Raw genomic sequence first — 13,821 nt, 5'->3', positions numbered from 1 at the left:
GTCCCGCGCCGACCGTGACAATCCCCAGCACACCCACCAGGACCGGCGAACCACGTGAGCTCCTCTTCCTCCACCAGGCGCCTGTCGTACCCCCAGGGTCGACAGGGGACCCGTGGCGCTTACCGGCTGGTGCGTACCCCGCCGGTGCGGGTGGCTCCCCCTGTGCTGGACGCAGCCCAGCGCGCGGCGGTTGACCACGAGGCCGGCCCGCTGCTCGTCCTCGCAGGTCCGGGGACCGGCAAGACGACCACGCTCGTCGAGTCCGTGGCGGCCCGGATCGCCCGCGGCACGGACCCCGAGCGCATCCTGGTACTGACGTTCAGCCGCAAGGCCGCCGTGGAACTGCGCGACCGCATGGCGCTGCGCATAGGAGCGGCCCGCGCGCCCCGGGCGACGACCTTCCACTCCTTCTGCTACGCCCTGGTGCGGGCGCACCAGGACACCGACCTGTTCGTGGAACCGATGCGGCTGCTCTCCGGCCCCGAACAGGACGTGGCGGTACGGGAACTGCTCGCGGGCCAGCCCGGCCTGGAGCGGCTCGGCCTCGCCCATGTGCGCTGGCCGGACGAACTGCGCGCGTGCCTGACGACGCGCGGCTTCGCGGACGAGGTCCGCGCGGTCCTCGCCCGCAGCCGCGAACTGGGCCTCGGCCCCGACGCCCTGCAGACCTTCGCCCGGCGCATCGGCCGCCCCGACTGGCAGGCCGCCTCCGCCTTCCTCGCCGAGTACCTCGACGTGCTCGACATGCAGGGAGTGCTCGACTACGCGGAACTGGTGCACCGCGCGGTGCTGCTCGCCCGGCGTCCTGACGTGGCCGAATGGCTCGCCCAGCGGTACGACGCCGTCTTCGTCGACGAGTACCAGGACACCGACCCGGCGCAGCTGCGACTCCTGGACGCGCTCGCGGGCGGCGGCCGCACCCTGGTGGCCTTCGGCGACCCCGACCAGTCGATCTACGCGTTCCGGGGCGCCGACGTGAACGGCATCCTGGAGTTCCCGGACGTCTTCCCGCGCGTGGACGGCACACCGGCGCCGGTCGAGGTCCTGAGGACGTCCCGCAGGTCGGGCGCGGGCCTGCTGGCGGCCACCAGGCTGCTGACCCAGCGCATGCCCCTGACCCGCCTTCCGTCGGAGAAGGTACGCGCCCACAGGGAACTCGCCTCCGCACGGGACGGCGGCCAGGTGGAGGTCTACACGTACCCGACCCCGGGCACGGAGCTGGACAACATCGCGGACATCCTGCGCCGCGCCCATCTGGAGGACGGCGTTCCGTGGAAGGACATGGCCGTCCTGGTACGTGCCGGCTCCCGCACCATCCCGACGATCCGCCGCACGCTCACCGCGGCCGGCGTCCCCCTCGACATCGACGGCGACGACCTGCCACTGCGCCACGAGCCGGCGGTGACGCCTCTGCTGACGGCTCTCAAGGCGGTGGCCGTGGCGGAACTGGGGGAGCCCGCCTCGGGTGAGGCGCCTCGACCCGCTCCGCAGGAGCAGCCCCTCCAGGAGGAGCAGCCCCTTCAGGAGGAGCCGTCCGTACAGGAGGAGCGGGCCGGTGCGGACAAGCCGTCCGTCCTGGAAGAACGGGCCGTCCCGGACAAGCCGTCCGCCGTCGAAGAACAGGGCGTCCAGGGGGAGCCGCATGTCGAGGAGAGGCCGTGGCTCGATGTCGAGACCGCGCTCACCCTCCTCGCGTCCCCGCTGGCCGGTATGGACGCCGCGGACCTGCGCCGTCTGGGCCGTGCCCTGCGTGAGGAGGAGCGCGCCGCGGGCAACCACGTGCCGCCGCCCTCCGACGAGTTGCTGGCACGGGCCCTGGCCGAGCCGGAGCGGCTGGTCGCCCACGACCCCTCGTACGCGCGCGGGGCCCAGCGCCTGGGCGCCCTCCTGTGCAAGGCACGGGAGCGCCTGGCAGGGGGCGGCACGGCCGAGGAGGCGCTCTGGGAGCTGTGGGACGGCACACCCTGGCCCCAGCGTCTGGAGCGGGCCGCCCGGCGCGGCGGCGCGGCCGGCCGCAACGCGGACCGCGACCTCGACGCCGTGTGCGCGCTGTTCGCGACCGCGGCCCGCGCAGAGGAACGCACCGGCGGTCGCGGCGCCCTCAACTTCCTGGAGGAGGTCGACGCCCAGGACATCGCCGCCGACACGCTCACCCGAAGGGCCGTGCGCCCCGACGCCGTACGTCTGATGACCGCGCACCGCTCCAAGGGCCTGGAGTGGCGCCTGGTCGTCGTCGCGGGCGTCCAGGAGGGTCTGTGGCCCGACCTGCGCCGTCGCGGCTCCCTTCTGGAGGCCGACCGCATCGGACGGGACGGACTCGCGGAGCCGCTCACCCCCGGAGCGCTCCTCTCCGAAGAGCGCCGCCTGTTCTACGTGGCCGCCACGCGCGCGCGTGAGCGGCTCGTCGTCACCGCCGTGAAGGCACCCGCGGACGACGGCGACCAGCCGTCCCGCTTCCTCACCGAACTCGGCACGGAGCCCAAGGACATAACGGGCCGCCCCCGCCGCCCCCTGTCCGTCGCCGCGCTCGTCGCGGAACTGCGCTCCACCACGGTCGACCCCCGCGTCTCGGCGACACTCAGGGAGGCGGCGGCCCGCCGCCTGGGCAGACTTGCCGCGCTCGGCGACGAGGACGGCCGCCCCCTGGTGCCGTCCGCGCACCCCTACCGCTGGTGGGGCATGTACGAACCCACCGAGAGCAAGGTGCCGCTGCGCGACCGCGACCATCCCGTCGTGCTCTCCGGCAGCGCCCTCGACCAGCTCGCCAACACCTGCGCCCTGCAGTGGTTCCTGGGCCGCGAGGTGAAGGCGGACGCCCCCGCGACCGCCGCCCAGGGCTTCGGCAACGTGGTGCACGTCCTGGCGGACGAGGTCGCCTCCGGCCGTACGCCCGCCGACCTCGCCGTCCTCATGGAGCGCCTGGACTCGGTGTGGGAGGCGCTCGCCTTCGACGCGCCCTGGAAGTCGGCCCAGGAGAAGGAGCACGCGCGCGTGGCGCTCGAACGCTTCCTGAAGTGGCATGTCATGGACCGTGCCGAACGCACTCCGGTGGCCAGCGAGCACGACTTCGACGTCACCCTCGAAGCGGGCTCCTACGAAGTCCGCATCCGCGGCTCCATGGACCGCGTCGAGCGGGACGCCGAAGGCCGCGCCTACGTGGTCGACTTCAAGACCGGCAAGCAGGCACCCAGCGCCGCCGACGTGGCGCATCACCCGCAGCTCGCCGTCTACCAGCTCGCGGTCAACGAGGGCGCCGTGGACGAGGCCTTCGACGGCGAACGCCCCGAGCCCGGCGGGGCCGAACTCGTCCAGCTGCGCCAGGGTGCCCCCAAGAAGGACGGCGGCGAGACCCTGCCCAAGGTGCAGGCCCAGCAGCCGCTGGAGGGCGAGTGGGTCGGCGATCTCCTCGCCACCGCCGCGGGCAAGGTCCTCGACGAACGGTTCACGCCGACGACCGGCCAGCACTGCACGCACTGCGCGTTCCGGGCCTCGTGCAGCGCCCGCCCGGAGGGACGTCACGTCGTCGAATGACCGGGCACGACGAACGGCCTGGCACCGCCCCGGGCAGCCGTCCGCCAGGTGTCCGCCGCACGTCAGCCGCACGTCCGCCACGTGTGCGGCGGTGCGGGGCAAAAGATGTCTGCCGGGTACGAAGCGGCGCGAAGTGACATACAGCACCACGTGTGCTGACCTGCGCATCCTTCGGCCCTGCCGTCGAATCGGCACCGACTGTCAGTGGGCGAGGCTAGCCTCTCTGACGTGCCAGCCCGTATCTCCGATCCCGAGCAGCTCAAGGAGCTCCTCGGCATCCCGTTCACCCCGGAGCAGACGGCCTGCATCGTCGCCCCGCCCGCCCCGCAGGTGATCGTGGCCGGAGCCGGTTCCGGCAAGACCACGGTGATGGCCGCGCGCGTGGTGTGGCTGGTCGGCACCGGACGGGTCGCCCCCGAGCAGGTCCTGGGCCTGACGTTCACCAACAAGGCGGCGGGTGAGCTCGCCGAGCGCGTCCGGAAGGCACTGATCAAGGCCGGAGTCACCGACCCGGACGTGATCGACCCGGACAACCCGCCGGGCGAACCGGTGATCTCCACCTACCACGCCTTCGCCGGCCGGCTCCTGACCGATCACGGGCTGCGCATCGGACTCGAACCCACCGCGCGCCTCCTCGCCGACGCCACGCGCTACCAGCTCGCCGCCCGGGTCCTGCGCGAGGCACCGGGCCCCTACCCCGCGCTCACCCGTTCCTTCCCCGACCTGGTCGGCGACCTCCTCACCCTCGACTCGGAGCTGGCGGAACACCTCGTACAGCCTGAGGAACTGCGCGCGTACGACGCCCGGCTGCTGCACGAGCTGGAGGGCGCCAAGCTCAGCAACGCCGACCTGCGCAAGGTGCCGGAGGCCGCCGCCGCCCGGCGTGAACTGACCGAGCTGGTGAGCCGCTACCGGAAGGCCAAGCGCGAGCGCGACCTCCTCGACTTCGGCGACCAGATCGCCCTCTCGGCGACCCTCGCCCGCACCCGATCCGAGGTCGGCGGCATCCTGCGCGACGAGTTCCGGGTGGTCCTCCTGGACGAGTACCAGGACACGTCCGTGGCCCAGCGCATCCTCCTGGCCGGCCTGTTCGGCGGCGGCACGGGCCACCCGGTGACCGCCGTCGGCGACCCCTGCCAGGCCATCTACGGCTGGCGCGGCGCCTCCGTGGCCAACCTCGACGACTTCCCCGAGCACTTCGCGCACGCCGACGGCCGCCCGGCGACCCGCCAGTCGCTGAGCGAGAACCGCCGCAGCGGCGGCCGCCTCCTCGACCTCGCCAACGGGCTCGCGGAGCCCCTGCGCGCCATGCACGCGGGCGTGGAGGCCCTGCGCCCCGCCCCCGGCGCCGAGCGCGACGGCATGGTCCGCTGCGCGCTGCTGCGTACCCACGCCGAGGAGATGGACTGGCTCGCCGACTCCATCGCCCATCTCGTACGCACCGGCAAGGCCCCCGGCGAGATCGCCGTCCTGTGCCGTACCGCGACCGACTTCGCCCAGATCCAGGGCGCGCTCGTGGCCCGGGACGTACCTGTCGAGGTCGTCGGGCTCTCCGGGCTGCTGCACCTGCCCGAGGTCGCCGACCTGGTCGCCGTCTGCGAGGTCCTCCAGGACCCCGGGGCCAACGCCTCACTGGTCCGTCTGCTCACCGGCCCGCGCTGGCGCATCGGGCCCCGCGACCTCGCCCTCCTGGGCCGCCGGGCCCGGCTGCTCGTGTCCCACGCGCGCGTGAACGCCGACGACGACCCCGACCTGCGGCTCGCCGCAGCCGTCGAAGGCGTCGACCCGGCGGAGGTGATCTCCCTCGCGGACGCGCTCGACACCTTCCTGGAGACGCCCCTCGGCGCTGACGGGGACGACGACGGGCTGCCCTTCTCGGCCGACGCGCGCGTACGGTTCGCGCGCCTGGCCACCGAACTGCGCGATCTGCGCCGCTCGCTCGCCGACCCGCTCATGGACGTCCTGCACCGGGTCCTGGCCACCACCGGCCTTGAGGTGGAGCTCTCCGCGTCCCCGCACGCGCTGGCCGCCCGCCGCCGCGAGACTCTGTCCAACTTCCTCGACGTCGCCGCCTCCTTCGCCGCTAACGAGGGCGAGGCCAGCCTCCTCGCCTTCCTCGGCTTCCTGCGCACCGCGGCCCAGTACGAGAAGGGCCTCGACAACGCCCTGCCGGGCGGCGAGAACACCGTCAAGGTGCTCACCGCCCACAAGTCCAAGGGCCTCGAATGGGACGTCGTCGTGGTCCCTGGGCTCGTCACCGGCACGTTCCCCAGCGGCCAGGGCCGCGAGAAATGGACCGCCCAGGGCAAGGTCCTCCCGCACGAACTGCGCGGCGACGCCGAGACGCTACCTGACATCGACGCCTGGGACTCCCGCAGCATGAAGGCCTTCCACGAGGCCATGAAGGAGCACCAGCACACCGAAGAACTGCGCCTCGGCTACGTCACCTTCACCCGCCCCCGCTCCCTGCTGCTCGGTTCCGGCCACTGGTGGGGCCCCTCCCAGAAGAAGCCCCGCGGCCCCTCCGACTTCCTGCACGCCCTGTACGACCACTGCGCGGCCGGGCACGGAGAGATCGAGGCCTGGGAGGACGAGCCCGCGGAGGACGAGGAGAACCCCGCGCTGCTGGCGGCCGGCGGCGACCACGCCTGGCCGCTCCCGCTCGACGACCTGGCGATGGCCCGCCGCCGTGAGGCCGCACAGACGGTACTGGCCCACCTGGAGTCCGGCCACTCCCACGAGACCGGCCACCCCTCGGCCCCCGACGACCCGGGCTCTTACGACGACCCGGACTGGCCACCGCCGGAGGAGGACGAGCCTCCTTACGAAGAGGCCGATTTCATGGACGCGGCCCCGGACGACTGGGACGCGTGGACGCCGAACCGCCCGGAGACCCCCGGCAGCCCGGCCCCGCACCCCCCGTCGGTTCCGCACCCCAGCCCCGCCCCGGACGCCCGTCCGCACCCCCCTGAGACCACGCGCCTCACTCCCGAGGAAGCCCGCACCCTCGCCTCCTGGGACCGCGACCTGGACGCCCTCACCGGGGAACTCCTGCGTGCCCGTGAGAGCGTCACGGACGTCCCTCTGCCGGCCTCCCTGACCGCGTCCCAGCTGCTGCGTCTTGCCGCGGACCCGGAAGGGTTCGCCCAGGAACTGGCGCGCCCCATGCCGCGCCCGCCCCAGCCCGCCGCCCGCCGGGGCACCCGCTTCCACGCCTGGGTCGAAGCCCGCTTCGAAGAGCTGCGGCTCCCGATGCTGGAGCCGGAGGACCTGCCCGGCAGCGAGGCCGAGATCGCCGACGAACGCGACCTGGAAGCCCTCAAGGACGCCTTCGAGCGCACCCCCTACGCCCATCGCACGCCCTACCGGGTCGAGACGCCCTTCCAGCTCGCCATCGCCGGCCGTGTCGTACGGGGCCGGATCGACGCGGTCTACAAGGAAGAGGTCCACGCGGAAGGGGTCCACAAGGAGGGGGCCGACGAGCACGGAGAGGGGTCGGCGACGACGACGTACGAGATCGTCGACTGGAAGACCAGCCGCACCCGCACCGCCGATCCCCTCCAGCTCGCGGTCTACCGGCTCGCCTGGGCCGAGCAGCGCGGCGTCCCCCTGGAATCCGTACAGGCCGCTTTCCTGTACGTGCGCAGCGGCGAGGTCGTACGTCCCAGGAACCTCCCGGACCGGGCCGCGCTGGAACGCCTCCTCCTGGAAGAACCACCCGAAGGGGTTCCCGACGAACCGCCGGACCGGCACGCGCGCGTGGACGGATAGGCTCGTGACCATGAGCAAGACTCCGGACAGCGCCGTCCGCGCGTACACCGAGCAGCACCGCGCAGCCTTCCTCGACGACCTCGCCGAATGGCTGCGCATCCCGTCCGTCTCGGCCCAGCCCGAGCACGCCGCGGACGTACGGCGCAGCGCCGACTGGCTCGCCGCGAAACTGCGCGAGACGGGCTTCCCGACCTGCGAGGTCTGGGCGACCCCCGGCGCGCCCGCGGTCTTCGCCGAATGGCCCTCGGACGACCCTCAGGCGCCCACTGTCCTCGTCTACGGCCACCACGACGTACAGCCCGCCGCCCGCGAGGACGGCTGGGACACCGACCCCTTCGAACCCGTCGTCCGCGGCAACCGGCTCCACGCGCGCGGGGCCGCCGACGACAAGGGGCAGGTGTTCTTCCACACACTCGGCGTCCGGGCCCACCTCGCCGCGACCGGCCGCACCACTCCCGCGGTCCACCTGAAGCTGCTGATCGAGGGCGAGGAGGAGTCCGGCTCCCCGCACTTCCGCGACCTCGTCGAAGCCCGCAGGGACCGGCTGACGGCCGACGCGGTCATCGTCTCCGACACCGGCATGTGGTCCGAGGACACCCCCACGGTGTGCACGGGCATGCGCGGCCTCGCCGAGTGCGAGATCCAGCTGTACGGGCCCGACCAGGACATCCACTCCGGCTCCTTCGGCGGCGCCGTGCCCAATCCGGCCACCGCCGTCGCCCGCCTCGTCGCCGCCCTGCACGACGAGCACGCGCGCGTGGCGATCCCCGGCTTCTACGAAGGCATCACCGAACTCACCGACCGGGAGCGGGAACTCTTCGCGGAGCTGCCCTTCGACGAGGACCGCTGGCTGAGCACCGCCCGGTCCACGGCCACCTACGGAGAGAGCGGCCACACCACCCTGGAGCGCATCTGGGCCCGCCCGACCGCCGAGGTCAACGGCATCGGCGGCGGCTACCAGGGCCCCGGCAACAAGACGATCGTCCCGTCCTCGGCGATGGTCAAACTCTCCTTCCGGCTCGTCGCCGGACAGGACCCCGACCACATCGAGAAGGCCGTGCGCACCTGGGCCGCCGAGCAGCTGCCCGCCGGAATCCGCCACGAGATCACCTTCGGCGCCGCCACGCGCCCGTGTCTGACACCGCTCGACCACCCCGCCCTGCAGTCCGTCGTGCGCGCCATGGGCCGCGCCTTCGAGAAGGAGATCCGGTTCACCCGTGAAGGCGGATCGGGGCCCGCAGCGGACCTCCAGGACGTCCTCGCCGCCCCGGTGCTGTTCCTCGGCATCTCGGTCCCGTCCGACGGCTGGCACGCCCCGAACGAGAAGGTCGAACTCGACCTCCTCCTCAAAGGCGTCGAGACCTCCGCCTACCTGTGGGGCGATCTGGCCCGGAACTGGCGAGATGCACACTGAAGAGATCCCGCCGCACACGTCCTGCCGTACAACCGGACATCCGGCTGAACAGCCCGCCGAACCAACCGTTTCACCGGGGGAGTTGGAAGCACCCGTGACCACCTGGACCGACCGCACCGCCGACCGTCCCATCTCGCTCACCGCCCCGAGCGGCATCGACCGGGCCGCCCACCACCGGCTCGACGAGGCCTGGCTCGCCGCGGCGTGGAGCCACCCCACCACCCGCGCCTTCGTGGTCTCCGGCGGTCAGGTCCTCATCGACGAGACGCCCGACGGCACCACCGAACTCGTCATGACCCCGTCCTTCGAAGCGCCCCTCACCGAGGCGCACCGCTACTTCCTCGGTACCGACGACGACGGCGTGAGCTACTTCGCCCTCCAGAAGGACACCCTGCCCGGCCGCATGGACCAGTCCGCGCGCGCGGCGGGTCTGCGCGAGGCCGGCCTGCTCCTGTCACCCCGCGACGCGGGCCTCATGGTGCACGCGGTCGCCCTGGAGAACTGGCAGCGCCTGCACCGCTTCTGCTCCCGCTGCGGTGAACGCACGGTGATCGCCGCCGCCGGTCACATCCGCCGCTGCCCCGCCTGCGGCGCAGAGCACTACCCCCGCACCGACCCGGCCGTGATCATGGCCGTGACGGACAACGAGGACCGCATCCTGCTCGGCCGCCAGGTGCACTGGCCCGAAGGCCGCTTCTCCACCCTCGCGGGCTTCGTCGAGCCCGGCGAGTCCATCGAGCAGTCGGTCCGCCGCGAGGTGTTCGAGGAGGCCGGCATCACCGTCGGCGAGGTCGAGTACGTCGCCAGCCAGCCCTGGCCGTTCCCCTCCAGCCTCATGCTGGGCTTCATGGCCCGCGCGACCTCGGCGGAGATCAACGTCGACGGCGAGGAGATCGAGGAAGCACGCTGGTTCTCCCGCGAAGACCTGCGGGCCGCCTTCGAGTCCGGGGAGGTCCTGCCTCCCTACGGCATCTCGATTGCGGCCCGTCTGATCGAGCTCTGGTACGGCAAGCCCCTGCCGACGCGCGGAGCGGCCACCTGAGGCAGCCGCCGCCCGGGACCGGGGACGGGTCCTAGGCGCCGATCTTCTGCTTCACCTGGGCCAGCGAAGGGTTCGTCAGCGTCGAACCGTCCGGGAAGAGGACGGTGGGAACTGTCTGGTTTCCGCCGTTCGCCTTCTCCACGAACGCCGCGGACGCCGGGTCGTGCTCGATGTTGATCTCGTCGTACGTGATGCCCTCACGGTCCATCTGGCTCTTGAGCCGACGGCAGTAGCCGCACCACGTGGTGCTGTACATCGTCACAGTGCCCGGCATGTCTCTCATGCTCCTTCGCTGCAGGGAGGTGCGTGTTCGCAGTGAGGGGAACGTATGTGACCGGGCTGCCATTCCCGTGCGCGGGCGGGCGGGGGCGACGCGAGGACGGGCGGCGCCTGCCGTATTAGTACGACTGCAAGCGGCTCCCTGTGGACAACCGGCGCATCCGTCCCGGCCGACCTGGCAGCATGGCGGGGTGACAGCAGCATCGCATTCCACCCTTTTCCCGCAGGGCACCCACGGCTCTCAGTATTCGGCACCGCCGAGTGGGGCCGACGCGGTGCTCGAAGGGCTCGACCCCGAGCAGCGCGAGGTCGCCACCGCCCTGCACGGTCCGGTCTGCGTGCTCGCCGGAGCCGGTACGGGCAAGACCCGCGCCATCACCCACCGCATCGCCTACGGCGTGCGGGCAGGGATCCTGCAGCCCTCCAGCGTGCTCGCCGTCACCTTCACCGCACGGGCCGCGGGCGAGATGCGCGGCCGTCTCCGCCAGCTCGGCGCCTCCGGGGTCCAGGCCCGCACCTTCCACTCCGCGGCCCTGCGCCAGCTCCAGTACTTCTGGCCGAAAGCAGTCGGTGGCAGCCTGCCCCGCATCGTCGACCGCAAGATCCAGCTCGTCGCCGACGCCGCGGCCGCCTCCCGCATCCGTCTCGACCGCGGCGAACTGCGGGACGTCACCGCCGAGATCGAATGGTCCAAGGTCACCCAGACCATCCCCGCCGACTACGCGGCGGCGGCCGTGAAGGCCGGCCGCGAGGCCCCCCGCGACCGCGCCGAGATCGCACAGCTCTACGCCGCGTACGAGGACATCAAACGCGGCCGCGGCGTCATCGACTTCGAGGACGTCCTGCTGCTGACCGTCGGCATCCTTCAGGATCAGCACCACATCGCGGAAGCGGTCCGCGCCCAGTACCAGCACTTCGTGGTCGACGAGTACCAGGACGTCAGCCCCCTGCAGCAACGCCTCCTGGAGCTGTGGCTGGGCGAACGTGACAGCCTCTGCGTCGTCGGTGACGCCAGCCAGACCATCTACTCGTTCACCGGCGCCACCCCCGACCACCTCCTCGACTTCCGCACCCGCCACCCCGGCGCCACAGTCGTCAAACTCGTCCGCGACTACCGCTCCACCCCCCAGGTCGTCCACCTCGCGAACGGCCTGCTCGCCCAGGCCCGCGGCCGCGCCGCCGACCACCGGCTGGAGCTGATCTCCCAGCGCGCAGCAGGCCCCGAGCCCGGCTACGCGGAGTACGCCGACGAGCCCGCCGAGGCCGAAGGCGCCGCCCGCCGCATCCGCGACCTCATGGCCTCCGGGACGCCCGCGAGCGAGATCGCGATCCTCTTCCGTACGAACTCGCAGTCCGAGATCTACGAACAGGCCCTTGCCGATGTCGCCGTGCCCTATCAGTTGCGCGGAGCCGAGCGCTTCTTCGACCGCCCCGAGGTCAAGCGGGCCATCCACGCCCTGCGGGGCGCGGCCCGTTTCGGGGGCAACGACTCACTGCTCGACGACGCCCCCGACCTGCCCTCGCAGGTACGGGCGGTGCTGTCCGGGGACGGCTGGACCCACCAGCCGCCGGCCGGCTCCGGCGCCGTCAGGGAGCGCTGGGAGTCCCTCGCCGCCCTGGCGAACCTCGCTCAGGACTTCGCCGCCGCCAGAGCCGGCGCCACCCTCGGCGACCTCGTAACCGAACTCGAAGAGCGCGCCGGCGCCCAGCACGCCCCGACCGTCCAGGGCGTCACCCTCGCCTCCCTCCACTCCGCCAAGGGCCTGGAGTGGGACGTCGTCTTCCTGGTCGGCGTCGCCGAGGGCATGATGCCGATCTCCTACGCCAAGACCGACTACCAGATCGAGGAGGAGCGCCGCCTCCTCTACGTCGGTGTCACCCGCGCCAGACAGCATCTGAACGTCTCCTGGTCGCAGTCCCGCTCACCCGGCGGCCGCCCCAACCGGCGGCCCAGCCGCTTTCTCGACGGCCTGCGGCCCGGCTCCGTCACCACCGCGGGCCGCAGGGGCGCGACCGGCCCGGGCGGATCCGGCGGCATCGAGCGCGGAGCCCAGGGCAGTGCCCCCGACGCGCCCCGGCGGACCAGCCGCACCCCCGCCCGCTGCCGGGTATGCGGTCGCACGCTCAACGACGCCGGCGAGATGAAGCTGATGCGCTGCGAGGACTGCCCCTCCGACATGGACGAAGGGCTCTACGAACGGCTGCGTGACTGGCGTGCGGTCCAGGCCCAGGGGAGCGGGCAACCGGATTTCTGCGTCTTCACGGACAAGACGCTGATGGCCATCGCGGAAGCGGTGCCGTCCACTCCGGTTGAGCTGGCTCGCATCCCCGGCGTCCGAGCCCGCAAGCTCAACCGCTACGGAACCGACGTACTGGCCATCTGTGCAGGTCAAGAGCCTGATACCGGTGAAGACGAGGAATGATTCAAACTCGTCGAGAAAATAGTTTGCGCATGCCCCAGCAATCCCCATAAGTTCTAGAGCACGGAAACGGCGGCCTTCTCGAAGGCCCAGGTTTCGTGCTGTACTTAACAACCGACGGACCGGCTCGCCCGGTCCCAGAGACGCCGAGAGGAGGCGATTCCAGTGATCAGCATCACCACCAGCTCCGCCAGCACCGCCAAAATGACCGATCGCTCGGTCGTCTCCACCTGCCTGCTCGGCTTCTCGAACCTGGGCACCGGTCTGTCCGGCATCGCTGCCATCCGGCCGGCGTCCCCCGTGTCTCTCGCGGCACTCCCTGTCCGCGAGCGCAATGAGCGACCGATGAAGGCACTGGAAGCAGTAGAGGCACAGGCGAAGGCCTATGCCTTTGAGGCGGCCGGTGCCGGAGCCGAAAAGCAGACGCATCACACGATGTGGGCCTTCCGTGGGCCTGACCCCTGGAGTGATCCAGCCTGATCCGATGATCAGGCCGGCGCCTTCAGGGCCGCGGAACCCCACCCGGGATCCGCGGCCCTTCTGTTTGTCCCCGACCGGGGACGGCGGAGTGAAGGGGCCTCGGGACAAGACAAAACCCCGGTACCAGCCGCCAACCGGCCGACCCGGCCGGCACGACCAGACGAGGAAGACCAACCGTGCAACTCGAAGCGCACGCCCCGTCCGTACCGCCTTCCGAAACGATCACCCCGCCCGGCTCCACGGAGGACTCCACCTTGACCCCGCTCACTGCGCTGACCGCGCTCGACGACGCCATCGAGAACCTCGGCGTGCCCGTCCCCTGCCGTTCGTACGACCCGGAGGTCTTCTTCGCCGAGTCGCCGGCCGATGTCGAGTACGCCAAGTCCCTCTGCCGCACCTGCCCGCTGATCGAGGCCTGCCTCGCCGGCGCCAAGGAGCGGCGTGAGCCCTGGGGTGTCTGGGGCGGCGAGCTCTTCGTCCAGGGTGTCGTTGTCGCCCGGAAGCGGCCGCGTGGCCGCCCGCGCAAGAACCCGGTTGCGGCATGAACATCACAGGAACGATCGATCGCCCCCTGACGCACGACCCCAAGAAACAGGCCCCGATGAAGCCGTCCACCGGCGAGCCCACCGGCTCCGCGACCCCAGACTTCACTGCCACCGGCGCGAACGACTCGCGTCAGAACAGGACCCGCGAGATGCAACTCATTCCAGAAGCCCTCGCCCGTGCGCATATGCACGAGCGCATCCAGGAGGCGGAGAGGGAACGCCGGGCCATGCGCCTGGTGACTGCCCGCCGTATGCAGCGCCGGGCCGAGCGCGCGTCGCTGCGTGCCCGCCGCGCCCTGGCCATGGCGGTCATGCAGTAAGGCCCACTGGCCCAGGCGA

At 72.0% G+C, this 13,821-nt stretch carries 9 protein-coding genes; 8 read left to right on the top strand and 1 reads right to left on the bottom strand.

The features are described 5' to 3' along the window. The first annotated feature begins 54 nt into the window (after window positions 1-54). From C6Y14_RS30765 to nudC, 4 genes are all read left to right on the top strand, one after another. Window positions 55-3,531 (top strand): ATP-dependent helicase, encoded by a 3,477-nt coding sequence (locus tag C6Y14_RS30765; protein WP_107020147.1) that lies wholly within the window; start codon window positions 55-57, stop codon window positions 3,529-3,531. A gap of 228 nt (window positions 3,532-3,759) precedes the next feature. Next, window positions 3,760-7,302 carry a UvrD-helicase domain-containing protein gene (locus C6Y14_RS30760; protein ID WP_107020146.1) on the top strand — a complete coding sequence of 1,181 codons (3,543 nt, stop codon included), beginning with the start codon at window positions 3,760-3,762 and terminating at the stop codon, window positions 7,300-7,302. A gap of 10 nt (window positions 7,303-7,312) precedes the next feature. Then, complete coding sequence (locus C6Y14_RS30755) at window positions 7,313-8,716, top strand: dipeptidase (protein WP_107020377.1); 1,404 nt, start codon at window positions 7,313-7,315, stop codon at window positions 8,714-8,716. 94 nt (window positions 8,717-8,810) lie between these two features. Next, window positions 8,811-9,758 carry an NAD(+) diphosphatase gene (nudC, locus tag C6Y14_RS30750; RefSeq protein ID WP_199854922.1) on the top strand — a complete coding sequence of 316 codons (948 nt, stop codon included), beginning with the start codon at window positions 8,811-8,813 and terminating at the stop codon, window positions 9,756-9,758. Window positions 9,759-9,789: 31 nt separating this feature from the next. On the opposite strand, the gene C6Y14_RS30745 is transcribed toward nudC, so the two are convergent. After that, window positions 9,790-10,032, bottom strand: a complete 243-nt coding sequence (locus C6Y14_RS30745; RefSeq protein ID WP_107020145.1) for a mycoredoxin — start codon at window positions 10,030-10,032, stop codon at window positions 9,790-9,792. Window positions 10,033-10,228: 196 nt separating this feature from the next. Between C6Y14_RS30745 and C6Y14_RS30740 the strand changes: the two genes are divergently transcribed. From C6Y14_RS30740 to C6Y14_RS30725, 4 genes are all read left to right on the top strand, one after another. Next, window positions 10,229-12,460, top strand: a complete 2,232-nt coding sequence (locus C6Y14_RS30740; protein ID WP_199854921.1) for an ATP-dependent DNA helicase UvrD2 — start codon at window positions 10,229-10,231, stop codon at window positions 12,458-12,460. Window positions 12,461-12,622: 162 nt separating this feature from the next. Next, window positions 12,623-12,937, top strand: coding sequence for a hypothetical protein (locus C6Y14_RS30735; RefSeq protein ID WP_107020144.1), 315 nt, complete (start codon window positions 12,623-12,625; stop codon window positions 12,935-12,937). Between the two features lie 176 nt (window positions 12,938-13,113). Further along, on the top strand, window positions 13,114-13,482 hold the full coding sequence (locus tag C6Y14_RS30730) for a WhiB family transcriptional regulator (protein ID WP_107020143.1): 369 nt from the start codon (window positions 13,114-13,116) through the stop codon (window positions 13,480-13,482). Continuing rightward, window positions 13,479-13,802 carry a hypothetical protein gene (locus C6Y14_RS30725; RefSeq protein ID WP_107020142.1) on the top strand — a complete coding sequence of 108 codons (324 nt, stop codon included), beginning with the start codon at window positions 13,479-13,481 and terminating at the stop codon, window positions 13,800-13,802. Before C6Y14_RS30730 ends, C6Y14_RS30725 begins: the two co-directional genes overlap by 4 nt. Window positions 13,803-13,821: the final 19 nt, after the last annotated feature.

The organism is Streptomyces dioscori, from assembly GCF_003024195.1.
Classification (GTDB): Bacteria; Actinomycetota; Actinomycetes; order Streptomycetales; family Streptomycetaceae; genus Streptomyces; species Streptomyces dioscori.
This window is presented reverse-complemented; position numbering and strand designations above follow the sequence as displayed.